The following is a 22,483-nucleotide window of genomic DNA, read 5'->3' as shown; positions in this document are numbered from 1 at the left end:
CTCATGGGCCAGTCCCCTGCCCCGATGGCAAGGCCAGCCCCATATCCTCTGGCGCGACGGCAACGGCCTTGAGGATCGCGTGACACGGTTGACCCGGAGCCAAGGACATATGCGTGGCCGAGCGGCGGGTGATGCGGGCTGTCAGGCGATCCGGACCCAGGGCAAGCGATACCTGGACGTTCGGGCCGTCCTCGGGCGCGATATCCACGATATGGCCTTGCAGGACATTCAGGGCCGAGATCCCTTCGGGGCGGGTGCGCGACAGGATCACGTCGCGCGACCCGACCCGCAGGCGCAGCCTTGTGCCGGCCAGGGCGTCCAGGCGGGCCACGAAAACCGCCCCGCCCGCGGTCTCCAGCCGCGTCAGGCCGTCGTCGTCATGCACGGCCACCCTTGCCGACAGGACCGAGGCCGTCTCGGACCCCATGGCCCCCGCATCGCCCAGCACCTGCCCGGGCGGACCGACCGCGACCACCCGGCCCGCGCGCAGGGCGACGACCGTCGTGGCAAGGCGCGCGACCTCGGTCGTGGCATGGCTGACATAAAGGATCGGCACGCCCCCTTCATCGCGCAGGCGCTCGAAATAGGGCAGGATCTCGGCCTTGCGTGCTTCGTCCAGGGCGGCCAGTGGCTCGTCGGCCAAGATCAGGCGCGGCGCGGCCAGAAGGGCGCGGCCAATGGCGACGCGGCTCCTCTCTCCCCCCGACAGGGCGCCGGGGCGGCGGTCCAGAAGCGGGCCGATGCCCAGCAGATCGACCACGCGGGACAGGTCGGGACCGGACGCGCCGCGCGGGGCGAACCAGCGGCCGTAAAGCAGGTTCTGGCGCACCGAAAGGTGGGGAAACAGCCGCCCTTCCTGGAAGACATAACCCAGGCGGCGGCGGTGTGGCGGCAAGGCATGGCGGGCGGCGCTGTCCAGCAGCAGCCAATCCCCCACCCTGATCCGCCCGCTGTCGGGACGCAGCAAGCCCGCCACGGCGTTGACGACAGTGGTCTTGCCCGATCCCGACGGGCCGAACAGCACCGTCAGCCCCGGCGGCGTCTGGAAGTCAACATCCAAGGCAAAGCCGACAAACCGGTGCGACAGACGGACTTGCAGCGTCATGCGCCCGACATCCGCCGCGCCACCCGCCGCGCCACGTATTCCGACAGCAGCAGCGCCGCCATGGCGATGCCGATCGAGATCATGACCAGCCGCGCCGCCGCCTCCTCGCCCCCCGGCACCTGAAGAAAGGCGTAGATGGCCGAGGGCAGCGTCTGCGTCTGCCCCGGGATGTTCGACACGAAGGTGATCGTCGCGCCGAACTCTCCGATGGCCTTTGCAAAGGCAAGGATCGCACCGGCGACGACGCCCGGCAGGATCAGCGGGAAGGTGACGGTCAGGAAGACCATGACAGGGTTGGCGCCAAGTGTCGCGGCGGCCTGTTCCAGCTTGGGATCGACGGCCTCGACGGCAAGGCGGATGGCGCGCACCATCAGCGGAAAGGCCATGATCGCGGCCGCCAGGGCGGCGCCGGTCCAGCGGAAGGACAGCACGATCCCGAACCACTGGTCCAGGAACTGCCCCACCGGCCCGCGCCGCCCGAAGAACACCAGCAGCAGATAGCCCGTCACGACCGGAGGCAGGATCAGCGGCAGGTGCACGATCCCGTTCAGCATCTGCCTGCCCGGGAAGGACCAGCGGGCCAGGGCATAGGCGACAAGGATGCCCAGCGGCAGGCTGCCAAGCGTCGCGACCAGCCCGACCTGCAGGGACAGCCGCACCGCCTGCCATTCGGCAGGCCCGAGGGAGGTCGCCAAGCCCTCGATCATTCAGGCACGGTGAAGCCGAAGTCGCGCCAGATCGCCTGCGCGGGGGCCGAGGACAGGTAGTCCAGGAAAGCCTCCGCCTGATCGCTGTCCGATTGCGCCGTGATCGCGGCCGGATAGATGATGGGGTCGTGGCTGCCTGCGGGAAAGGTGCCAATGACGGTCACGTTCTCCTGGGCAGCCGCATCGGTTGCATAGACGATCCCCAACGGCGCCTCGTTCCGCGCGACGAAGGCCAGGGCGGTGCGCACGTTGTCCGACTGGGCGACCATCGGTGCGACCTTGTCCCACAGGCCCAGTTGGATCAGCGCCGCCTTGCCATAGATGCCCGCAGGAACGCTGTCGACCATGGCCATGGACAGCTTTCCGCCGTCCAGCATCGCGGGCAGGTCAAGCGTCTTGTCCACCGTCACCGGCCTGGCTGCTCCGTGCGCGATCAGCACCAGGCTGTTGCCCAGCAGGTCGCGACGGGTGTCGGGCCGGATGTCGCCCGAGGCCTCGAGTTCGTCCATCCAGTCTGGACTGGCCGAGATGAAGATGTCGGCAGGGGCGCCTTCCCCGATCTGCTTGGCCAAGACCGGCGAGCCTGCATAGGAGATGACGGCCGTCTGCCCTGTCTCGGCCGACCATTCCCGAGCCACGCGGTCAAGGGCATCGGTCAGGCTGGCGGCGGCGAAGACCGTCACATCGTCGGCAATCGCCGGAAGCGGCGAAACCGCCAGGGCAAGGCAGGTGACCAATGTCGCGTGCAAGGACGGCATGGCGAACTCCGACGGTTATGTCCGTTCGGATATAACGGTTGAAATGCTGCCAAGGGCAAGCGGTTTTTCCCGCTGGCATCCGCTGCCAGCCAAGGGGCGGACGCAAAGGAAATGCCCGCCGGGTGACCGACGGGCATTCGGCTTCACGGAGCGGAAGCCTTCCGGGTGCCTCAGGCGTCCAGGTGCTCGACCTTGGCCGCGGATTTCGCGATCTCGATCCGGCGGGGCTTCAGCGCCTCGGGGATCTCGCGGACCAGGTCGATATGCAGCATCCCGTCGACATGGCTGGCGCCGTCTACGCGCACGTGATCGGCAAGGGTAAATTTGCGTTCGAACGCGCGGGTCGCGATGCCGCGATGCAGGTAGGTGCGGCCGTCGTTTTCCTCGGCCTTGCGGGCCGAAACGATCACGGCGCCGTCACGAACCTCGACGTTCAGGTCGTCGGCGGCAAAGCCGGCCACGGCGATCGAGATGCGATAAGCGTCGTCGCCGGTCTTCTCGATGTTGTAGGGCGGATAGGTCGGCGCCGAGACATCGGACGACAGGGCGCGGTCCATCACGTCGGCCAGACGGTCAAAGCCGACCGAGGCACGATAAAGCGGGGTCAGGTCAAAGTTGCGCATTGGTCACATCCTTCACAAGCGATGTAGTCTGTGCCCCCCGGTAACCGGGCGGGCGGTCCGCCGACGCCTGTCTGGCCGTCGGCAAGGTTGATTTAGGGCCGCAACAGGGCCGTTCAAGACCCCTGCCCCGGCCTTTTCAACCACCTGTGATCGGGGCTAGAACAGGGCATGGATCTGCTTTTGTCCCTGCCCGCCTCGCTGTCGCTGCCCGATCTTGCGGCGCTTGTCCTGCTGTTCGCAATCTGGTTCGGGATCGGCTGGTTCACCGAGCGTCCGCCAGCAGGAAAGCCGTCCGTCTCGGTGCTGATGATGCGGTTCCGCCGGGAATGGATGCTGCATTTCATCACCCGCGATCCGCGCATCTTCGACGGCAACATCCTTGCCAGCCTGCGCGAAGGGACGGCCTTCTTCGCATCGGCCTGCATGATCGCCACCGGCGGCATCCTTGCCCTGATCGGCAACACGGATCAGTTGCGCGGCTTGGCCGAGGAGCTGGCCCTGGAGGGCGCGGGCGGCATCCTGTGGGAATTGAAGCTGCTGGTGACGATGTTCTTCGTCGTCAACGCCTTCCTGAAATTCGTCTGGGCGCATCGCCTGTTCGGGTATTGCGCGATCATGATGGCGGCGGTTCCGAACGATCCGGGCGATCCGATGACGCGCGACCGGGCCATGCAGGCGGCGGATCTGAACATCACCGCCGCGCGCAGCTTCAACGCGGGCCTGCGCAGCGTTTACTTCGCGCTTGGATCGCTGACCTGGCTGGCCGGATCATGGGCGCTGATGCTGGGAACGGCGGTCGTGCTGTTCGTGACCTGGCGGCGCGAGTTCGCCTCGACCTCGCGCCAGGTGATCATGCGCAGTCTGCCACCGCCGCGCTTGCCCGATCATGCCAGACTGCCAGCGTCAGCACCACCGCCCCCGCAGCCGTAAGCCCTATGCCGACATAGCCGCTGGAGGCCCAGCCCCAACCCGCCGTCAGCGCCATGCCGGCCAGGAACGGCCCCAGCGCATTGGCCGCGTTGAAGGCCGCGTGGTTCATGGCCGCGGCCATGTTCTGCGCCCGGCCCGCGACATCCATCAGCCGCGTCTGCAACGGGATCACCAGCCCCGCGCCCGCCGCCAGCAGGAACGAGGACAGCACCATCAGCTGCCAAGTCCCGACGGCCAGGGACGCAAAGCCCTGGGTGACGGCCATCGCCGCCAGGCTGACATAGGCTGCGCGGATCTGGCCCAGCCGTTCGGTCATGCGGCCCGCGACCCATGTGCCAAGCGTGCCGCCGACGCCAAAGACGCAAAGCGCCAGGGGGATCGCATAGGAAGGGGCCTGGGTGGTGGCGATCATCGCGGCGGTCAGGAAGGCATAAACGGCGAAGAACCCGCCAAAGCCGATCGCGCCCACGGCCAGCAGCCACAAGACGCGCGGGTTGCGCAGGGCTTGAAGCTCGTCCCAGGGCCGCGCATTCGGGTCGCCGCCGACACGGGGCGCGACCTTCAGGATCAGCCAGGCCGACAACAGCGCGATCACGCCCGGCAAGGCAAAGCCCCAACGCCAGCCGATGCTTTGGCCCATCCAGCCGGCCAGGGGGACGCCCACCACATTGGCGATGGTCAGGCCCATTGCCACCTGCGCTGCCCCCCGCGCCCGATGTTCGCGCGGCAGCGCGTCGGCGGCATAGAGCATCGCCACGCCCAGGAACCCGCCATGCGGAAGGCCTGCCAGAAAGCGCATCCCCGTCAGCGCGGCAAGGCCCGGCAGGACCGCCGCCAGCAGGTTCATCACGCCGTAGAAGGCCATAAGCGCAGCAAGATACCGGCGGCGCGGCAGCCGCGCGCCCATGACCGACGTCAACGGCGCACCGATCACGACACCCAGGGCATAGGCGCTGATCACATGGCCCGCCTGGGGTTCGGTAATGCCCAGATCGCCCGCGAAATAGGGCAAGAGACCCATTGCCGCGAACTCGGAGGTGCCGATGGCGAAGGCACCAAGCGCCAGGGCCAGAACGGCATAGCGGAGATTTCCGTTCTGTGTCATACGCGCTTTCTCCCGGATGTTGGCCCTAACATTATGCTGCGTTGCAGCAAATGCAAGCCCGGTGCGCGTAACCCTCGGTTGCACAAAATGCAATGCTTATAGGTATCCGCGACGCAGCATGATCCAGATCACGGCCGCGGCCAGCACCAGAAGCCCAAAGGCGACCGAGGCCGCAAAGCCAAGAGCCCGGCCCTGCCAGCGGGAAAACTCTCCCAATGGCTGGAGATGGGCAATAAGCGCCTGATGGGCGCGCGACAAGCGGGACAGGTCAAGCTGGCGGGCGATCTTGGGCTGGGCGGATTGCTGGTCGGCCTGGGCCAGCATCCAGGCCTGCTTGCGCAACCGGCGCGGCAGCGCCCCGCCCCGGCGGCGCAGCATCACGCCCAGCGGAGGCCGTTCGCCCCGGCGGGCCCCGCCAAAGCGGGCGGCGATCAGGCGGGCGACCTCGTCGGCCATGTCGCGGATGTCATCGGGGCTTGTGGCTTGTCGCGTCATGGCGCCACTCTAGCCGCACTGGCAGAGGCGCACCAGACGATCTAGGATCGCCCGCATGAGACTGAATCACACCATCACCGGGCCGCAGGTCGGCCTGCCCATCCTGCTGGCCCATGGCCTGTTCGGCCAGGGGCGCAACCTAGGCGCCCTGGCCCGCAGGCTGTCCGATGCCCGCCCCGTCGTCACCGTGGACATGCGCAACCACGGCGACAGCTTCCACGATGCCGTCCACGATTATGTGACGATGGCGGGTGACCTGGCCGATGTCATCGCCGATCTGGGGGGACAGGCCGATGTCGTGGGCCATTCGATGGGCGGCAAGGCCGCGATGGCGCTGGCGCTGACCCGGCCCGACATGGTGCGCAAGCTGGCGATCATGGACATCGCGCCGGTGGCCTATGGCCATACGCAGGAACATCTGATCGACGCGATAGAGTCGCTTGATCTGAGTGCCGTCGATCGTCGCAGCACGGCCGATGCGATGCTGGCCGAACGGGTGGACGATCCGGGCGTGCGGGCTTTCCTGCTGCAATCGCTGGACCTCAAGTCGGACCCCAAGGCCTGGAGGCTGAACCTGCCCGCGCTGCGCGACCAGATGGGGCAGATCCTGGGCTGGCCCGAGGATCTGCCGAAAGCCGGATTCAGCGGACCCGTGCTGGAAATCGCGGGCGAGTGGTCGGATTACCTGTCCGAGGCCGGTCAAGCTGCGCTGCGCGAGCATTTTCCCCAAGCGCGTGTGATCCGCGTGAAGGACGCGGGCCACTGGCTGCACGCCGACGCACCGGAAGCGGTCGCCCAGATCCTGGTCAGCTTCCTGGGCGAGGGCTGAGGACGTTCCAGCAATCCAGGTCGAACCGCGCGACCCCAGTATCGCCAGGCGCCAGCGCCTTTCCGCTGAAGGCGATCACCTCGCAGCCTGTTGTCCGGGCAACTGCCTCGGCCATCAGTGCGGGAATGTTGCGCGTCTTCGGGCGGGGCACGAATGTCATGCGGATCACCTCGGCCCGGTCTTCCTTGTGGAAGATGGCGAAGTCGATCCCTTGCAGGCGGATGTCATGGCGCACCGCCCCCGCCATCTGGGGCGAGGGGCTGGCGCAGGCGGCAAGGATCAGCAGAAGGACAAGGCATCGCATGGCGCGATCCTGCCATGCCGGTCTTTAAGAAGCAGTTAACAGCCGCCCTGCTCTTCCAGGCGGTCGGCCAATGATTCGGCGCGCGCCGCCAGTTCGGCCATCGCCTCCTTGAGGTCCGAGGGAATCACCGGAACCTCGACCCGCGTGGGATTGGCTTGCAGGCGGTTCAGGTGACGCTCGGCCTTTTCGGCCCGTTCCTCCAATGTGGCGACCTTGTCGGCCAGCATCAGCCCGGCGAGCAGCAGCAGGCGCGGCTCGGGCGTGCGGCCCGCCTGCGCCAGGATGTGCTGGGCCTCGGCGTCCAGAAGGGCGGCGGCGCGCTGCAGCAGCCTTTCCTCGCCGTCCTGTGCGGCCAGACGGTATTCCTTGTGCCCGATGGTAAAATCGACCTCGGCCATCAGCGGTTCTCCTCGGTCATGTGGCCGTCCCGGGTTTCCGGCACGCCTCCTGCATCGCCCGCGATCTCGGGGGTGGTGACGGTGGGGCTGGTGGCCAAGTCTCCGCCCAGCAGGCGCTCGACCTCGGCCATCAGGGCACCAAGCTGGGCAGCCTCGGCGGCGCGGGCGGCGCGCAGGGCCTCGATCTCGGCCTCCAGCGCCTGGCTCACGGCCTCGACCGCATTGTTGCCTTCGGCCGCGGCTTCGATCAGCGCGCGGTTGGCGGCCGCAAGCTCGTCATTGGCCGCGGCAAGGCGGACGGCCTGATCGGCCATGTCATCCTGTCCCAGACGCTCGGTCAGCGCATCGATCTGCGCCTGCGCCGCCTCAAGCTCGGCCCGGAGATCCGAGCCAGAGCCGGCGGCGACCACGCCGCCGCGGTCAAGGAACTGGTCTATGCGGTCCAGGGCGGCACTGAGGCGGCGTTCGCTGACAGAGATATCGCTCATCGGCGGTCCTTTCGTGGCGTCCCCTTGGTTGTGGCATTGCGCCTGCCTCATGACAAGCCTGCCGACTTGGCGCGCCGCACGCCGCGCCCTATAAGGCGGGCGACGAAAGGATCCCTCATGCGCGAAGCCACCATCACCCGCACCACCGCCGAGACGCAGATCGAGGTCGCGCTGAACCTTGACGGCACCGGCGTCTATGACAACCAGACGGGCGTTGGCTTCTTCGACCACATGCTGGACCAGTTGTCGCGGCATTCGCTGATTGACCTGACGATCCGCGCCAAGGGCGACCTGCACGTGGACGATCACCACACGGTCGAAGATACGGGCATCGCCATCGGCCAGGCCCTGGTCCGCGCGCTTGGCGACAAGAAGGGCATCCGGCGTTATGGCAGCTTCCTGCTGGCGATGGACGATTCGCTGGTCCGGGCGGCGCTTGACCTGTCGGCGCGGCCCTTCCTGGTCTGGAACGTCGATTTCCCGACCGAGAAGATCGGCAGCTTCGACACCCAGTTGGTGCGAGAGTTCTTCCAAGCCCTGTCCACGCATGGCGGGATCACGCTGCATGTGGACCGCATCCACGGCATCAACAGCCACCACATCGCCGAGGCCGCCTTCAAGGCCGTCGCCCGCGCCCTGCGCGAGGCGGTCGAGCCCGATCCGCGCATGGCGGGCGTCCTGCCATCGACCAAGGGGGCTTTGTGATGCGGGTCGCGCTGATCGACTATGACAGCGGGAACCTGCATTCCGCCGAAAAGGCCTTCCAGCTGATGGGGCGTGACGTGGGGGCCGAGATCGTCGTGACGGCGGACCCGCAGGTCGCGGCCCGCGCCGACCGCATCGTCCTGCCGGGCGACGGCGCCTTCCCCGCCTGCCGCACCGCGCTTGGAGAGGTGGACGGCATGGCCGAGGCGCTGCGCGAGGCCGTGCTTGGGCGCGGCGTGCCCTTCATGGGCATTTGCGTGGGAATGCAGATGCTGGCGACGACCGGGCACGAATACCGCGAGACCGCCGGACTGGACTGGATCAAGGGAGAGGTCCAGGCCATCGCCTCGCCCGGCCTGAAGGTGCCTCATATGGGCTGGAACGACCTGGTGATCGACAGGCCGCACCCCCTGCTTGCAGGGATCGCGACGGGGGATCACGCCTATTTCGTGCATAGCTGGCAGTTCAAGGTGGCGGACCCCGCGCATCTGCTGGCGCATGTGGATTACGGCGGGCACGTCACCGCAGTCATCGGGCGCGACAACATCGTTGGGACGCAGTTCCACCCCGAGAAATCGCAGGTCGTCGGACTGCGATTGATCGCGAATTTCCTGACCTGGCAACCCTGAAAAGCCCGCAACACTTGTTAACGCTTCGTTAACCATCGGCCGCTATGCCTTTGGGGACGGCTGTGTTTCCGGTCGTCCAAAGCCCGGAACGACGGGCTGTCATCAAGCCAGGGCGACGGGCGTATGGATTACCAGTTTACGGTGCTGACACTTGCGCAGCGCATTCCCTCGGTTTCTTCGGGCGCGAACGAACAGGCGCCATGGTCCAACCTGCTAGGCAAGGCCATCCCCCTTCCGGGCGCGACGCTTTCAAAGATCACGATCAGCGACGATGACGATCGTTTCGAAAGCGGGCGCTATACGCCGGGCGAAACCGGCCAGACGCTGACGGCCGCCTTCACATTCGGCAACGATCCGCAACCGACGCCGGCAGGAACGCAGCTTGCCTTCCATCTTAGCACCCTCATCCAAAGCCAGACCAGGAACCCAGACGGCACCTTTGACCAGTTCCGGGTCCTTTTCCCCCGCAAGCTCGTCTCGGGCGGGTTCGGAGCCGAAATGGGGGGCCGCTATTCCGTCCTGCTGATGCCCGTGCCACGGGCTGACGGGACCTCTCCCAGCTTCAGCCTGTCCAATTCCTACCAGGCGGTGAGCGTCCCGTCCTTCGGAAGCAGCTATCCTTCGATCGCCTATCCCAAGGTTGCCTGCTTTGTCCTGGGCTCGCTGATCGAGACGGACACCGGCCCGCGCCCGGTCGAGACGCTTCGCCCGGAGGACCGGATCCTGACACGGGACCACGGCTTCCAGTCTTTGCGGTGGCAAGGGGGGGCACATGTAACCGATGAGGGGTTGGAAATGCGGCCAAACCTGCGGCCCATCCTGATCCGCGCCGGCGCGCTTGGCGAGGGATGTCCCTGCCGCGACCTGGCCGTATCGCCGCAGCATCGCATTCTGGTCCGCTCGCGCATTGCCCACCGATTATTCAATGACGGCGAGATCCTGGTCGCCGCGAAGCACCTGGTAGGCCTGCCCGGGATCGAGGTGACGGTGCCGCCCGGCGGCGTCACCTATTTCCACCTGCTGTTCGACCGGCACGAGATCGTCATGTCCGACGGCGCCTGGACCGAAAGCCTGTTTACCGGCCCCCAAACCCTGGATGCGGTCAGCGACGCGGCCCGGCGCGAGATCTTTGCACTGTTCCCGGAACTTGCCTCCGGGGCAGCCACGCCCCCTGCCCGCCGATTCCTTAGCGGGCGAGAGGCGCGGCAATTGGCCGACCGGCAGCGTCGCAACCTGGGCAAGCGGCGCCTGGTCGAGCCGCTCTGACAGCGGCAGCCATTCCGGCCTTCCTGCTCACTTGACGGTAATGCGCCCATCAAGTGCAGGTTCGTATGCGCCGTCCTGAGCACCCAGATAGCCGGCGACGACCTCGGCCAGGTCAGGCCCGAAGTCATAAGCATTCTGGGCGTTCGTCGCGAACACGTCATAGCCGTCGCCGCCCGAGCGCATGTAGTTGTTCGACACGACGCCGTAGGTGGCCGCCGGATCGATTGGCTGCCAATCGCCATCGCCCATCACCATCACGTCGCTGATGCGGCTGCCCGCCTCGGCAGCGGGATCGACGGTGTATTTCAGGCCCGAAACCTGCGCAAAGCGACCTGCCGCTTCCTCGTATTGGCTGGCCCCGTTCTCAAGCGCAGCGATGACGTCAGCACCCTTCAGCTGGAAGGTCGCCAGCGTGTTCTGGAACGGAAGGACGGTATAAACCTCGCCCATCGTCACCGGCCCCTGATCGATCGAGGCGCGCAGGCCGCCGCCATTGGCGATGGCGATGGTGACGCCCTGGTCCTTTACGCGGTCCAGCATGGCGTCGGCCACCAAGTTGCCCATCTCGCATTCGCGGGCGCGGCAGCTGTTGCGGTCGCCGTCGATGGGGGCCGAGGTTTCGGCCACGACCTGTTGGCGCAGTTCCTCGATGGGGGCGGCCATTTCCTTGACGCGAGCCGCGATGGCCTCATCCTCGGGGACCGAGTTGTCCAGCAGGATCGGCTGACCTTCGGCCTTGATCAGCTTACCTTCGTCATCAAAGGTCAGCGTAAGGTGTCCCAGATATTTCGAATACGCATAGGCAGTTGCGACCGGAACCTCGGTCCCGTCCGGCCCAGCGATCATTGTGGGATAGGGACCTTCGGCATCCTCCATGTCACCAAGAAGCGTATGGGAATGCCCGCCGATGATCGCGTCCAGACCCGGCACCTCGCGGGCGAAGTCCTGGTCGCGCAGGTAGCCGACATGGGTCAGGGCGATGATCTTGTTCACGCCTTGGTCGGTCAGTTCCTGCACATCGGCCTTCAGGCTCTCGATGTCGTCCTGGAAGATCACGTTGGGGCCGGGCGAGGCGGTTTCCGGCGTGTCCATTGCAAGGGCCGAGACGATGCCAATCTTCTCGCCGCCGATGTCCAACGTGAGGACATCGTCCACCTTGCCGTTGAGCACATTAGACTGCGACAAGTCGAGGTTGCCGGACAGGACCGGGAAATCCACCCCATCCGCAAGGATCGCCAGCCCCTCGGGACCGTCGTCGAATTCGTGGTTGCCGACCGCCATCGCGTCATAACCGATTGCGGTCATGAACTCGACCACGTCCTTGCCCTTGTAGGTCGTATAGAACAGCGACCCCTGGTACTGGTCGCCCGCATCCAGGACGATCACGTTGCCGCCCTCGGCGGTGATCCTGTCGCGCAGTTCCTTGACCTTGGCCGCAACCCGGGCCACGCCGCCAAAGCACTCGCCGGCGGCGATGGTCTCGGCATCGCAGGTGCTGTCAAAGGCGTTGATCGCCTCGATCCGGCTGTGCAGGTCGTTGGTGTGCAGGATATGCAGCACCGTTTCGGCCTGCGCTGCGCCCGCAAACAGTGCCGCTACCGAAACGGCGGTCAGAAAACGACAAGACATCGGTGATTCCTTTCTTCCCCGGGGTCGGACGAGGGGAAGATTGGCCGAAGCTTCCGCGGGGGTCAAATGACGATGCCGCCGCTTGACCCGGAACCCGGTCCCGCTGCAAATGCGCGCATGATGATCTACAAGGTTCTCCGCCCGGCGGAATGGGACGATCTGCAAGCCGCCGGCGCGACGGCGGGCGCGCCGGTCGATTTGGCCGACGGCTTCGTGCATTTCTCGACCGCTACGCAGCTTGACACGACGCTCTCCAAGCACTTCGCGTGCGAGGGCGATCTGATGCTGCTTGCCTGCGATGCTTCAGCTTTTGGCGACGATCTTCGCTGGGAACCGTCGCGCGGCGGCGACCTGTTCCCGCATCTTTACCGCCAGCTTGCCATGCAGGACATCACTTGGTGGCGGATCATCCGCCGTGGTGCGAACGGGCATGAGACGGGACCACTGGAATGAAACTAGTCGAGAGATTTGGCCTGGCCGCCCTGCATCGCCTGGATCCCGAACGCGCGCATGACCTGTCGATCCGTGCGCTTTCGGCGGGACTTGTGCCTCTGCCGGGGCAGCCGGTGACCTCGGAAAGGCTGCGGACGAGGCTGGCGGGACTGGAACTGGCCAATCCGATCGGGCTGGCCGCCGGGTATGACAAGAATGGCAAGGCCGTTGCGCCCCTGATGCGCGCAGGTTTCGGCTTCATCGAACTGGGCGCCGCGACCCCGCGTCCCCAGCCCGGCAACCCCCGGCCGCGCCTGTTCCGCCTGACGCCGAACGGGGCGATCATCAATCGCTTCGGCTTCAACAACGATGGCGCGCAGGTGATTGCCGCCCGGCTGGCCGGGCGACCCCGGGGCATTCCGGTGGGACTGAACATCGGGGCGAACAAGGACAGCGCGGACCGGGCGGCAGATTTCGCGGCCGTTGTGGACGTCGCCGGAGCCTCGGCCGATTTCCTGACCGTCAACGTGTCATCGCCGAATACCGAGCGGCTGCGCGACCTTCAGGGGGCCGATGCCCTGACTGCCCTGCTGCGCGGCGTCGTCGAGGCGCGGGACAGGTTGCCGTCTCACCGTCCGGTCTTCCTGAAGATCGCGCCAGACCTGTCCGACGCCGAGATTGGCGACATTGCCAAGGTCGCAAGCGACTGCCGCGTTGACGGCATCATCGCGACGAACACGACCCTCTCGCGCGAAGGACTTGCCGGTCCCCATGCGGGCCAAGCCGGCGGATTGTCCGGCCGCCCGCTGTTCGAACGCTCGACCATCGTCCTGGCAAAGCTGTACCGCGCCACGGATGCCACCGTGCCGATCATCGGGGTCGGGGGGGTATCCTCGGTGGATGACGCGTGGGAGAAGATCCGCGCCGGCGCCAGCGCCGTCCAAATCTACTCCGCCCTCATCTACCAGGGCTTCTCGCTGGTGGGCAGGATCGCGAGGGGCCTTGATGAACGCCTGCGCGAAACGGGAACGACGTTGGACGGCCTGTGCGGCACTGGCGCGGCCGACTGGGCTCAAAGGTAGTCTTCCCCCAGGCCCAGCAACTGGTTCATGCTCTGCGACGGTTCGGGGCAGCCTGCGTCGCCGATTACACGGGCAGGAACCCCGGCAACGGTCTTGCATGACGGAACCTCGTGCAGCACGACGGAACCCGCCGCAATGCGCGAATGGTGACCGACGCGGATATTGCCAAGCACTTTCGCGCCTGCCCCGATCATCACGCCGTCCCCGATCTTCGGATGACGATCCCCGTCTTCCTTGCCTGTCCCGCCAAGGGTAACGGAATGCAGCATCGACACGTCATTGCCGACAGTCGCTGTTTCCCCGATCACGATGGAATGGGCATGGTCGATCATCACCCCGGTGCCAATGATTGCCGCCGGATGGATGTCCACGCCAAAGCATTCCGAACAGCGCATCTGGACGAAATAGGCCATGTCGCATCGCCCCTGCTGCCACAGCCAATGCGCCATGCGATAGGCCTGCAGGGCTTGGAACCCCTTGAAGAACAGGATCGGCTGAAGCAACCGATGCGTGGCCGGATCGCGGTCATAGACCGCCATCAGATCGGCGCGCGCGGCATCCCCCAGTTCGGGCGAAGTCCGGTAAGCCTGGTCCGCGATCTCGCGCAGGATCTGCTCGCTCATCTCGCCGCTGGCGAGCTTGAGCGAAAAGCGATAGGCCAAGGCGCCTTCCAGGCTGTGGTGATGCAAAAGGCCCGCATGGATCAGCGCGCCCAGCAACGGCTCGTCCTGAACCGCCGACCGGGCCTCGTCCCGCAGCTGCGACCAGATCGCGTCGCGATCCAGTCCCAGGTTCTTGTTGCCGCTGCTTTGCATGTTCATGTCACAGATCCAGACCAGTCTCGGGATCTTCTTAGCGCGAATGGTCGGCAGGTGAAAGGATGCCGCTCAGTCCGGCAGGCGAAGCTGCAGCCAATGGACGGCCAGCTTGACCTTGCCGCCGGTGAAGCCGCCCCCCTCGCCGGTCATCAGCAGGTTCGCGCTGTCATAATAGGTCATGGGCGCGCCCAGCATCCCGCGTGCCCAGGATCCGGCCCCTTTGCCAAGGCCCTGGCCAAAGCGGTTCGTCGAATCAGCCGTGCCAAGCCGCCAGGTCGCCAGGGTCCCGGTCAGCGCCTGCGTGACACGCGCCACAGCCCCGATGACCATGGAACCGGCGGGAATGGCGATCCCGGTGTTGAAGCTTGCGCCCGTCGCGACCGTCACCTCGCCCTCGGCCATGCCGAAGGAAAGGCCCGACCCCATCGGGCCAAAGCTGGCCGCGCCCATGAACCACCCCTGCCCGTCAAAGATCGCCTCGACCCCGCGATCAGCCACAAAGGCCCGCATCCCGCGAGCCGGGGCGACGTAAACCCAGCCGCCGTTCGATCCGACTGCAATTCGCCCCCCCTTGCCGGACCAGGCGCCGGTCGCCCCTTGCGGCACCCACCAGCATTGGCCATCGATCACGGCCGCTGGCGGTGACGCGACAACCGTGCTTTCCAGAACCGCATTGGTCAGGCCATCAAGGCGCATCAGCGCCTCGTTCACCGTGAAATGCTTCTGGGCCTGTGCAGGCTGAAGCAAAGGCAACTGAAGGCGCATGGTTTCATTGGTCATTGAAAATCCTCCTGGCAAAGGGGCCGGGCCCGAACTGGTCGGACAGCTGCGCTACGGCCACAGTGAAAGCACCACCCGCAAGGGCATCAGCCCAAACCTGCTCGGGCAGTGTATAGTCGGGCCGCCCGACCTCGGCCTCGTGCCGGATGATGCCGCCTTGCAGGATGCGGACCCGGTAACGCTCCTGAACCTCGCCCAGGAGGATATCGGCCCCGTCCCAGCCGTCGCCATCGATGCGGCTGCGCCGGATCCAGCTGACCGCCCGCCCCTCGAGCCGCAGGTGACAGGGCGCATAAGGCCTCAACCCGATGCCCCGCACCTGCGTCGTCTTCGCGCGATAGCTGGGATCGTCGAAGGGCCGACGCGCAGGTCCGATCCGCCAGAAGCGGTCTTGCCCCCTCGCCGATGGCGGCAGGTTCACCTGCTGCGCGGCTCCGTCCAGCAAGACGACGATGCTGCCTTCCGGCCAGGCGTCCGGCATGGTTCCATCCGTCCCAGCCTGGCCACGCAACCTGTCGCTGATCTCCCACAGGTTTCTCTCGACCGGGACAGCCTTGGCGAACTGGATGACTTCCCAATTCTCCAGCGACCCGTCGCCGATGGCCAAGGCGTTTCCTCCTGCCAGCAAAGCCTTCAGACCGACCGACCGCAGGGCGCCGTCCTTCAGGCGGATGCGCAAGGGCTCTCCTCGGTCAAGCACGCCAGCGCGGGCACGATGCAGAACCGTTTCGGTCCGGCCGATAAAGGCGCGGCGCCGCAAGGTGGTGTTCAGTTCGAACCCTCCCTCGTCCTCGACCGAGGAATAGGCGACGACCGATCCCGGCCAAGGCTTTGCCGTCGCCGCCAGATAGGGGGCATGGGGCTGCTCATCCCCTTTCAGAAGCGGAAGGTCCAGGAACAGCGACCAGACCGGCAGCGGCGGACTGTAGCGCGTGACAATGGCGTCATCCTCGTTCGCGGCGGCCTGGCGATAGACGCCGGGCTCGACACGGACGGCATCAACCGTAATGGCGCCCGCCCTTTCCGCCCGATCGATCCGCCACCGCTTCGGTTCGGCCCGGCCGTCATCCATCAGGACAACGTCGCCGGGGCCAAGATCGGCCTGGGACGGCGGCAGGACGAAGCGCGCCGTGTCACGCGACACGACTGACTCGGCCAACCAGCGCTCGGCGATGGCACGGCCTTCAGCCCGGGTCAGCGACATCGGAAACTCGCTGTCGCTGACGGTTTCTCCCCGGGCGTCGGCCAGGCTGGCTTCGGCTGTGGCAGCGGCATAATCGCCGCCCGATTCGACATGCGTCAGCCGAAGCCGCCCCGACAATTCCGCCTGCGCGGCCCGGACGGTTTCAAGACCGCGAACCTCGTCTGCAACCGCCAGATGCTCGCGCCCCAAGGCACGCTTCACCGTCCCGTCGCGCGGGATGAAGCACAGGCAGCCGTCGCGTTCGACCGCATCAATGCCATGCGCCAGCAGGATCGGTTGCAGCGCGGCCCGGCCGGTTTCACCCCCGTTGACATGGAAGCCGCGAACAACGCCGGTGACGGCGCTTACGTCGAAGTTGGAAACGCCTGCCTCACGGCAGATATCTGCTATGACCGCGGCCAGCATGACCGATCCGGCCCGCCCGTTCAGCCAGTGACCCCTCTGCCAGGCCGGACCGTCCGACCAAAGGTCGGGCCTGCCCGGAAAGGCCGGGTAAGGACGTGCGTCCCAGCACCAGACATGCGCCCGGTCCAGCACCACCATCCGGCCGCCAGCCGCCCGTGCGGGATTGTTGGCGGGCTTGGACCAGTAAGAGGTCACCGCCTGGATATAGGCCGCCTGGATCGCATCGTCCCGCTGCCCATTGGAGTAATGGGGCAACGTGCTTTCCGAACTCATTGCGCCCAGGAACTTGTTCGGCTGGTTCGTGGCCTTGTCCAATGCGGCGCAGCCATATTCGGTGAACCAGATCGGCTTCGACCCGGGCACCCACCCCGTCGCTTCACGAGAGCGGACGCCTTTCGGACGGTTGTAATGCAGGTTCTGCCACCACCCGGCCAGGTCCTTGTAGCGCCAGACCCAGGCCTCGTCATAGCCGCCGTCGGTAATCGGCGTCCTGATCTGCGCGTCCCGATCCGCATCGCTGGCGTAATACCAGTCATAGCCCTCGCCGCCGCAGACGTTCCCCGCCAGGTATTCGGGGTTGCCGATGCGACCCCACTTCGCGTCCAGATGATCCTCTCCGTCGCGCCAGTCGGACAGCGGCATGTAGTTGTCGATGCCGATGAAATCGATGTCCGGATGCGACCAAAGCGGATCGAGGTGGAAGAACAGCTCTCCGCCGCCGGGGTGGTGGCCAAAGTACTCGGACCAGTCGGCGGCATAGCCGATCTTGACCGAAGGCCCCAGGATCGCGCGCACATCTTCGGCCAGGCGGCACAGTTGCTGAACGGCAGGATAGCTGTTCCCTGCGCCCCGGATCTGGGTCATGCCAACCATTTCGGACCCGATCAGGAAGGCGTCGATGCCCCCGGCCGCCGCAGAAAGATGGGCGTAATGCAGGATGAAGCGGCGATAGGACCACTGATCGGGGCCATGATACGAGACCTTGTCACCCTCTCGCCGGAAGTCGCTGATCGCCGCCGTTCCGAAGAACGCCTCTACCTCCGCCTGGGCAGCGGCCGTCCCGTCGACGGATCCAGGCTGACCCGGCGCACGCGACGTGGTGACCCGGCCGCGCCAGGGCATGACCGGCTGTTCTTGCGCGCCATAGGGATCGGCCAGGCCATTGCCCGCCAGTTGCTCCATCAGGATGAAAGGATAGAACACCGCCTTGCGCCCCGATGCGGCGATGGACCGCAAGGCCTCGACAACCGATTGGTCAGCAGGCGTCCCGCCATAGATCGGCCGGTCGTTCACCCGCGCGACCTGGACTGCAGCCTGTCGGTCGATCCCGGCGACGGACCAGGGCATCTCGGACCCGTCGATCTCCTTCTGCTCGACCTTCGGCTGGACCGTGCAGCGGTTGATCCGCAAGTCGCTTCCGAACCAGGACACAACAAGCGACACCGAACCGACATTGGGCAGTTCGCGCCCCAGGATGTTCATCGAGGCCGTGAAATCCGTGCCGCCCATTGGCGTGTTGACGTTCGTCGTGCGCAACTCGCCCAGGCCCAGATCCTGATTGACCGCGGTGGTCGCCAAGGAATACTCGCCGGTGCCCGGAATCAGCGCCACTGCCCGCACATCGCGGCACAGACCGCTTCCGTCCTGCGCAGGCGACGTGACCTCAAAGCTTAGCTGCGGCATGCGGTTGCCCCAGGCCTCGAGGTTCAGGTCTTCCAGCACGACATAGGCCAGCCCGCGATAGGCCGGCGCCATATCGCCCTCATGCGCTTCGACTGCAGGGTCAGGGCGCTGATCCTCGTCGCCGTTGTAGACGCGCATGTTCAGGTCATCCGCCGAGATTTCCTCACCATCCGCCCAGACGCGGCCGACCCCCAGGATCCGGCCCTCGCACAGTGCAAGGGCCACCGACAGGCGATAGCTGATCTGGGTGACGGTGGACCGCGGCGTTCCCTTGCCACCGCCCGCATCCTCGGACCGCGCAATCTCCTCAAGCGGCGAGGCCCAGATGACGTGCCCCGGCAGCCGCATCTGGCCCCAGATGCGAGGAATGGGCGCACCCTCGCCCGCAGTCTGCAGGCGCAGCCGGTCGATCCGGCCGGTTTCGACGGCCTTCGAGCCGCTGCCCAGCAGCCGCTGGTCGATGACCCGTCCAACGGTCGCACCAACCGCGCGGCCGATCACGGCACCCGACAGGCCCAGAACCGCGCCGCCGAAGCTTCCGCCAATCGACGCGCCTACGGCGGACAGCACGATGGTCGCCATGATGGCCTCCTAAGTCTGAATTCAGGGAAAACGGAACCGGCCAGCGATCCGGTTCTGCCAGGGCGTCGTCAACGGGCTGTCGATGACGCCATGCGCGTTATAGGCATGGATGAACCTCGGCGCCTCGCCCGCCTCGCACAGGATGCCAAGGTGCTTGGCAACCGCTCCGGCGCGCATCCGGAACAGCAGCACGTCCCCCGGCCGCATCGCATCTTCGCGCGCCACGGGAACAAGATGGCGCAGCGCGGCCTCCATCAGGACTTCATGTCCGCCGCCCTCGCCCCAGTCAGGCGTATAGGATGGCGGCGCCTCCGGTTCGGCGCCGTATCGTTCACGCCAGATGCCGCGGATCAGGCCCAGGCAGTCGCAAGCGACGCCCTTGGTGCTGGCCTGGTGCTGATAGGGCGTGCCGATCCACCCGCGCGCGAGGCTCACCACATCCTCAACCATGACGATATCCCGCTTGCGGCGCCATGATCCAATCCTCGGACGGAAGATGCGGAAAGCCGCGGAAGTTGACAAAATTGCCGAACTTCTCGCGGCAAGTCGCGGCACGCTTGTCGCAGCCCGCCACAAGCCGCACCCGGTCCGCTGCCGCCGGCGTGATGCCCAGGCCCTGCCACAACTCGATCTCGCGCAGCCCGCCCGGCAATGCGGTATCGTTCTTGATCGTGGCTCTCAGCCCATCGGCTTCGCCGCTCAGGACATTCAGGCTGCCCCTTTCGAACCAGCCGGCCTCGTAGACCGGAAAATTGGCAAAGCGCAGGATGCGCCCGTCCTCGATGGTTGTGATCCGGGCCTCGGCCACGAATGTCTCACCCGTCAGCGCCAGCTTGCAGCGGCCGTCGCCCAACCGGGCCGAGCAGCGCGGATGGAAAACACGCCCGCGCGCCATGTTAAGCGGCTCGGACAGACCGCGCAGTTCGGCGCGGAAGGCGCCCTGCGAGCGAGCAATCTCGCCCAGGCTGCCGGCGAAGACCAGGCGGCGGCGGGCGACATCTGCCCAGTCGACTTCCCACATCTTGACCTCGGCACCATCCCACCGGCCTGCAAGGACATCTTTCTCCGTGATGGAATCATCAGACAGCGCGCCTTCGGCCTCGGAATTGTCGACCGACAGTCCCGTCGCCTGAACCAGGGCGCGGGCCGACATGCCGTGATCGGGCCGGAAGGTTATCCCGCCAAAGGTCAGCGCGGCGTCATGATCGGTAAATCCCAGAACCATCCCGTCGCCACGGCGCACCATCCAGGCGCGTGCGATTGTCGTGACCGTCATACCCGCACCTCGATCACCGGGATCGCAGGCATCTCGCCTGCCTGGAAGGACGCAACCGAGACGGCGATCCGGTCGGTATCGAAGCGGACAGGAACGTCGAAATCATAGCCGGCTGTTACCTCGGCTCCTGGATCGGGGGCGTCGCTGAAGGTGATCAGCCCCTTGGCGTGATCGACCTGATAGTGGGCGCCGAGGAACACTTCGCTGCCACCGATTCCCGCGCGGACGCTGTCCTTGACCGGCTTGTTGATCGGCCGGGTATAGTGGCCAGGCCCAGATGAATAGGTCTTGGTCAGCTGAAAGACTTTCGTCGCGCCGTCACCCTTCGCAATGACCTGATCGCCGAAGGACGGCGCACGCGACGGAAGGCAGCTTTTGTAGTCGGACCAGTCCTTCCAGCGGAACCCATGCAGCTGCCCCGCCCGCGCCTCGAAGAATGCAACCAAGGCCGACAGGTCGTCCAGCGACCGCAGGCCCATCCCCGCGTCATAGCGGCGCCGTGCATGGGCCCAAGGCGTGTTGCGTTCCTCGAACCCGCTGGCAAGCGCGACGATCTCGGTGCGTCGTTCCGGCCCGCCCACCGATCCGAAGGACAGGTTCGCGGGAAATCTTACCTCGTGAAATGCCATTGCCGTCCCTGTTTCAGCTGTTGCGTTCGCCGCGGGCCAGAACCCGGCCCAGTTGCGCCGCGATCTGCGACTGGCTGCGTTGGAAGCCCGCGACATCGGGGGTCGAGACGTTGACCGTCACGTTGACCGCCCGCGACCCGCCACCTGCGGCCGCCACGCCCAGCCGACCGTCCGCGCCGCGGCGCAGCGGCATGATCGCCTCGGGGCCAGCCTCGCCCATCAGGCCGGTGGCGCCGCGCATCGGGAAATGCGTAGGCTGGCTGACGACTCCGCCCTTGGCAAAGGGCATGACGCGCCCCTGCACGAAGGCCCCGCCATCGGCGAAGGGCACCGCGCCCGACAGCATTCCGCCGATCCCCTGGGCCAAGGAACCGGCAAGCGCATTCTCGACCGGCTTCATCGCCATGGAAAAGACCGTGTCCGCAATCGACCGCCCGATGCCCTTCAGCGCGTCCGACAGCTTCTCGCCGTCGAAGATCAGGTTGTCGAAGGCCCGTCGCAGCCCCCCCTCGATGCCGGAACTGAGCGAGCCGACCTCGCGGGCAGTGACCGTCATGGATTGCCGCAGCCGCTCCAATTCTGCCTCGAATGAGGCGGTCATGCGGCTGGTCTGGCCGAAGCCTTGGTCAAGCTCGTCCAATGTCGTGGTGAAACCGTCCTTGTTGGCCATAAGCCTTGCCCCTTATCCAGAAGTGTCACGCGGGCGGTCGGGAAAGCGCGCGGCCAGTTCCGCCAGCCGGTCGCGTGTCATGGCGGGCGGCCCCGCCTCGACGCCCAGCATCAGCGCCAGTTCGGCAGGGGTCAGCGCCCAGAACTGGTCCGGGCGCAGCCCCAGCCCGCGCATCCCGGCCCGCATCAGGCCGGGCCAGTCCAGGCCCCCGCTCATGCCGCAATCCGGAACGCCCGCGCCAGAAGCTCGGCCGCGGCACGGCCCGCCGCGACCGGACCGCCGCCGATCTCGACCGTCAGAAGGTCCGCCGCCGTGCCGCGCCAGCCGCCGCCGCGAAGGCCCGCCACCAGCACCGCCAGCACGTCGCGGCTGCTGAAGCGGCCTGCCTCGAAGCGCGCGGCAATGGCCATCAGACTGTCTGCGCCCAGGTCGTGTTCCAGTTCGGCCAAGGCGCCCAATGTCAGCCGTGCGACGTAAGGCGTGCCGTCCAGCACAACCTCGACCTCACCGCGCAACGGGTTCGTCATGGCAGCGCCACGAAGGCCAAGGCCCCGGCCGAGGCCATCGTCACCTCATATGTCGCCTCGCCGTTATAGCTGCCGGCATATTCCAGCGCAGTGATCTGGAACGGGCCTTCCACCGTGCCGAAGTCCGGGATCACCACCTGGAAGCGCGGCACTTCTCCGTCAAAGAAGATCTGGCGCGCCCGCCCGTCGGTATTGGCGTCGCGGAAAACGCCCGATCCCGAGATTGATGCGCTGCGGACCCCGGCCCCGCCCAGAAGCTCGCGCCAGCCGCCTTCGCTTTCCAGGCTGGTCACATCGACCGTCTCGGCGTTGAACGACAGGCGCGAGGCGCGCAGCCCGGCAATCGTCTCGAACGCCCCGTCGCCGGTCATGTCCATCTTGATCAGAAGATCGCGTCCATTCTGTGCCGCCATTGGCTCTACTC

Annotated in this window: 27 protein-coding genes; 7 read left to right on the top strand and 20 right to left on the bottom strand. The window is 66.4% G+C overall.

Features of this window, described 5'->3' with window-relative positions:
- Position 1: 1 nt before the first annotated feature.
- From modC to IE224_RS14880, 4 genes are all read right to left on the bottom strand, one after another.
- Complete coding sequence (modC, locus tag IE224_RS14895) at positions 2-1,105, bottom strand: molybdenum ABC transporter ATP-binding protein (protein WP_191311458.1); 1,104 nt, start codon at positions 1,103-1,105, stop codon at positions 2-4.
- The gene (modB, locus tag IE224_RS14890; protein WP_229849398.1) at positions 1,102-1,800 is read right to left on the bottom strand and encodes a molybdate ABC transporter permease subunit; all 699 of its coding nucleotides are present in this window, start codon (positions 1,798-1,800) and stop codon (positions 1,102-1,104) included. Before modB ends, modC begins: the two co-directional genes overlap by 4 nt.
- Before the next feature lie 8 nt (positions 1,801-1,808).
- A complete protein-coding gene (modA, locus tag IE224_RS14885) occupies positions 1,809-2,570 on the bottom strand; it encodes a molybdate ABC transporter substrate-binding protein (protein WP_191311454.1) in 762 nt (253 codons plus the stop codon).
- A gap of 170 nt (positions 2,571-2,740) precedes the next feature.
- The gene (locus IE224_RS14880; RefSeq protein ID WP_191311452.1) at positions 2,741-3,193 is read right to left on the bottom strand and encodes an Hsp20 family protein; all 453 of its coding nucleotides are present in this window, start codon (positions 3,191-3,193) and stop codon (positions 2,741-2,743) included.
- Between the two features lie 168 nt (positions 3,194-3,361).
- Between IE224_RS14880 and IE224_RS14875 the strand changes: the two genes are divergently transcribed.
- The gene (locus IE224_RS14875) at positions 3,362-4,123 is read left to right on the top strand and encodes a DUF599 domain-containing protein (protein ID WP_167621770.1); all 762 of its coding nucleotides are present in this window, start codon (positions 3,362-3,364) and stop codon (positions 4,121-4,123) included.
- On the opposite strand, the gene IE224_RS14870 is transcribed toward IE224_RS14875, so the two are convergent.
- Together IE224_RS14870 and IE224_RS14865 are read right to left on the bottom strand one after the other, a co-directional pair.
- On the bottom strand, positions 4,044-5,228 hold the full coding sequence (locus IE224_RS14870) for an MFS transporter (RefSeq protein ID WP_191311450.1): 1,185 nt from the start codon (positions 5,226-5,228) through the stop codon (positions 4,044-4,046). The two genes, IE224_RS14875 and IE224_RS14870, sit on opposite strands and share 80 nt — an antisense overlap.
- Positions 5,229-5,324: 96 nt before the next feature.
- A complete protein-coding gene (locus tag IE224_RS14865; protein ID WP_191311448.1) occupies positions 5,325-5,723 on the bottom strand; it encodes a hypothetical protein in 399 nt (132 codons plus the stop codon).
- A 55-nt stretch (positions 5,724-5,778) separates the two neighbouring features.
- Between IE224_RS14865 and IE224_RS14860 the strand changes: the two genes are divergently transcribed.
- On the top strand, positions 5,779-6,552 hold the full coding sequence (locus IE224_RS14860) for an alpha/beta fold hydrolase (protein WP_191311446.1): 774 nt from the start codon (positions 5,779-5,781) through the stop codon (positions 6,550-6,552).
- On the opposite strand, the gene IE224_RS14855 is transcribed toward IE224_RS14860, so the two are convergent.
- From IE224_RS14855 to IE224_RS14845, 3 genes are read right to left on the bottom strand one after another with little or no spacing between them, the layout of a single operon-like run.
- Positions 6,530-6,856, bottom strand: coding sequence for a hypothetical protein (locus IE224_RS14855; RefSeq protein WP_191311444.1), 327 nt, complete (start codon positions 6,854-6,856; stop codon positions 6,530-6,532). The two genes, IE224_RS14860 and IE224_RS14855, sit on opposite strands and share 23 nt — an antisense overlap.
- Positions 6,857-6,891: 35 nt before the next feature.
- Positions 6,892-7,254, bottom strand: a complete 363-nt coding sequence (locus tag IE224_RS14850; protein ID WP_191311442.1) for a cell division protein ZapA — start codon at positions 7,252-7,254, stop codon at positions 6,892-6,894.
- A complete protein-coding gene (locus IE224_RS14845; protein WP_191311440.1) occupies positions 7,254-7,742 on the bottom strand; it encodes a hypothetical protein in 489 nt (162 codons plus the stop codon). Before IE224_RS14845 ends, IE224_RS14850 begins: the two co-directional genes overlap by 1 nt.
- 117 nt (positions 7,743-7,859) lie before the next feature.
- On the opposite strand from IE224_RS14845, the gene hisB reads away from it, so the two are divergent.
- The 3 genes from hisB (at position 7,860) to IE224_RS14830 (ending at position 10,342) form a co-directional block, all read left to right on the top strand.
- Entirely contained in the window at positions 7,860-8,447 is a 588-nt protein-coding gene (hisB, locus tag IE224_RS14840) for an imidazoleglycerol-phosphate dehydratase HisB (protein WP_191311438.1), read from the top strand.
- On the top strand, positions 8,447-9,076 hold the full coding sequence (gene hisH / locus IE224_RS14835) for an imidazole glycerol phosphate synthase subunit HisH (protein WP_191311436.1): 630 nt from the start codon (positions 8,447-8,449) through the stop codon (positions 9,074-9,076). The genes hisB and hisH overlap by 1 nt, the downstream gene beginning before the upstream one ends.
- A gap of 123 nt (positions 9,077-9,199) precedes the next feature.
- Complete coding sequence (locus IE224_RS14830) at positions 9,200-10,342, top strand: Hint domain-containing protein (RefSeq protein ID WP_191311434.1); 1,143 nt, start codon at positions 9,200-9,202, stop codon at positions 10,340-10,342.
- Positions 10,343-10,369: 27 nt separating this feature from the next.
- On the opposite strand, the gene IE224_RS14825 is transcribed toward IE224_RS14830, so the two are convergent.
- Positions 10,370-11,971 (bottom strand): bifunctional metallophosphatase/5'-nucleotidase, encoded by a 1,602-nt coding sequence (locus IE224_RS14825; RefSeq protein ID WP_191311432.1) that lies wholly within the window; start codon positions 11,969-11,971, stop codon positions 10,370-10,372.
- 117 nt (positions 11,972-12,088) lie between these two features.
- On the opposite strand from IE224_RS14825, the gene IE224_RS14820 reads away from it, so the two are divergent.
- Together IE224_RS14820 and IE224_RS14815 are read left to right on the top strand one after the other, a co-directional pair.
- Positions 12,089-12,424, top strand: a complete 336-nt coding sequence (locus tag IE224_RS14820) for a DUF952 domain-containing protein (RefSeq protein WP_191311483.1) — start codon at positions 12,089-12,091, stop codon at positions 12,422-12,424.
- The gene (locus tag IE224_RS14815) at positions 12,421-13,485 is read left to right on the top strand and encodes a quinone-dependent dihydroorotate dehydrogenase (protein ID WP_191311429.1); all 1,065 of its coding nucleotides are present in this window, start codon (positions 12,421-12,423) and stop codon (positions 13,483-13,485) included. Before IE224_RS14820 ends, IE224_RS14815 begins: the two co-directional genes overlap by 4 nt.
- Here the strand turns inward: IE224_RS14815 and cysE are convergent.
- The 10 genes from cysE to IE224_RS14765 form a co-directional block, all read right to left on the bottom strand.
- Positions 13,476-14,306: a serine O-acetyltransferase gene (gene cysE, locus IE224_RS14810; RefSeq protein WP_167621758.1), complete on the bottom strand. Its 831-nt coding sequence runs from the start codon at positions 14,304-14,306 to the stop codon at positions 13,476-13,478. The genes IE224_RS14815 and cysE overlap by 10 nt on opposite strands.
- A gap of 66 nt (positions 14,307-14,372) precedes the next feature.
- Entirely contained in the window at positions 14,373-15,083 is a 711-nt protein-coding gene (locus tag IE224_RS14805) for a DUF2793 domain-containing protein (protein ID WP_191311427.1), read from the bottom strand.
- Positions 15,073-18,957 carry a baseplate multidomain protein megatron gene (locus tag IE224_RS14800; RefSeq protein WP_191311425.1) on the bottom strand — a complete coding sequence of 1,295 codons (3,885 nt, stop codon included), beginning with the start codon at positions 18,955-18,957 and terminating at the stop codon, positions 15,073-15,075. Before IE224_RS14800 ends, IE224_RS14805 begins: the two co-directional genes overlap by 11 nt.
- Before the next feature lie 21 nt (positions 18,958-18,978).
- Positions 18,979-19,407, bottom strand: a complete 429-nt coding sequence (locus IE224_RS14795) for an NlpC/P60 family protein (RefSeq protein ID WP_191311423.1) — start codon at positions 19,405-19,407, stop codon at positions 18,979-18,981.
- Positions 19,400-20,233 carry a phage/gene transfer agent baseplate hub protein gene (locus IE224_RS14790; protein WP_191311421.1) on the bottom strand — a complete coding sequence of 278 codons (834 nt, stop codon included), beginning with the start codon at positions 20,231-20,233 and terminating at the stop codon, positions 19,400-19,402. Before IE224_RS14790 ends, IE224_RS14795 begins: the two co-directional genes overlap by 8 nt.
- Positions 20,230-20,862 (bottom strand): DUF2460 domain-containing protein, encoded by a 633-nt coding sequence (locus tag IE224_RS14785; protein WP_191311419.1) that lies wholly within the window; start codon positions 20,860-20,862, stop codon positions 20,230-20,232. Before IE224_RS14785 ends, IE224_RS14790 begins: the two co-directional genes overlap by 4 nt.
- A gap of 13 nt (positions 20,863-20,875) precedes the next feature.
- Positions 20,876-21,532, bottom strand: coding sequence for an RcGTA-type gene transfer agent tail tape measure protein (locus tag IE224_RS14780; RefSeq protein ID WP_191311417.1), 657 nt, complete (start codon positions 21,530-21,532; stop codon positions 20,876-20,878).
- Positions 21,533-21,544: 12 nt separating this feature from the next.
- Positions 21,545-21,748, bottom strand: coding sequence for a rcc01693 family protein (locus tag IE224_RS14775; protein WP_167621751.1), 204 nt, complete (start codon positions 21,746-21,748; stop codon positions 21,545-21,547).
- Positions 21,745-22,059: a gene transfer agent family protein gene (locus IE224_RS14770; RefSeq protein ID WP_191311415.1), complete on the bottom strand. Its 315-nt coding sequence runs from the start codon at positions 22,057-22,059 to the stop codon at positions 21,745-21,747. The genes IE224_RS14775 and IE224_RS14770 overlap by 4 nt, the downstream gene beginning before the upstream one ends.
- Complete coding sequence (locus tag IE224_RS14765) at positions 22,056-22,472, bottom strand: phage major tail protein, TP901-1 family (protein WP_167621749.1); 417 nt, start codon at positions 22,470-22,472, stop codon at positions 22,056-22,058. The genes IE224_RS14770 and IE224_RS14765 overlap by 4 nt, the downstream gene beginning before the upstream one ends.
- Between the last annotated feature and the right edge of the window lie 11 nt (positions 22,473-22,483).

The organism is Paracoccus aerius (assembly GCF_014656455.1).
In the GTDB taxonomy this organism is placed as follows: domain Bacteria; phylum Pseudomonadota; class Alphaproteobacteria; order Rhodobacterales; family Rhodobacteraceae; genus Paracoccus; species Paracoccus aerius.
This window is presented reverse-complemented; position numbering and strand designations above follow the sequence as displayed.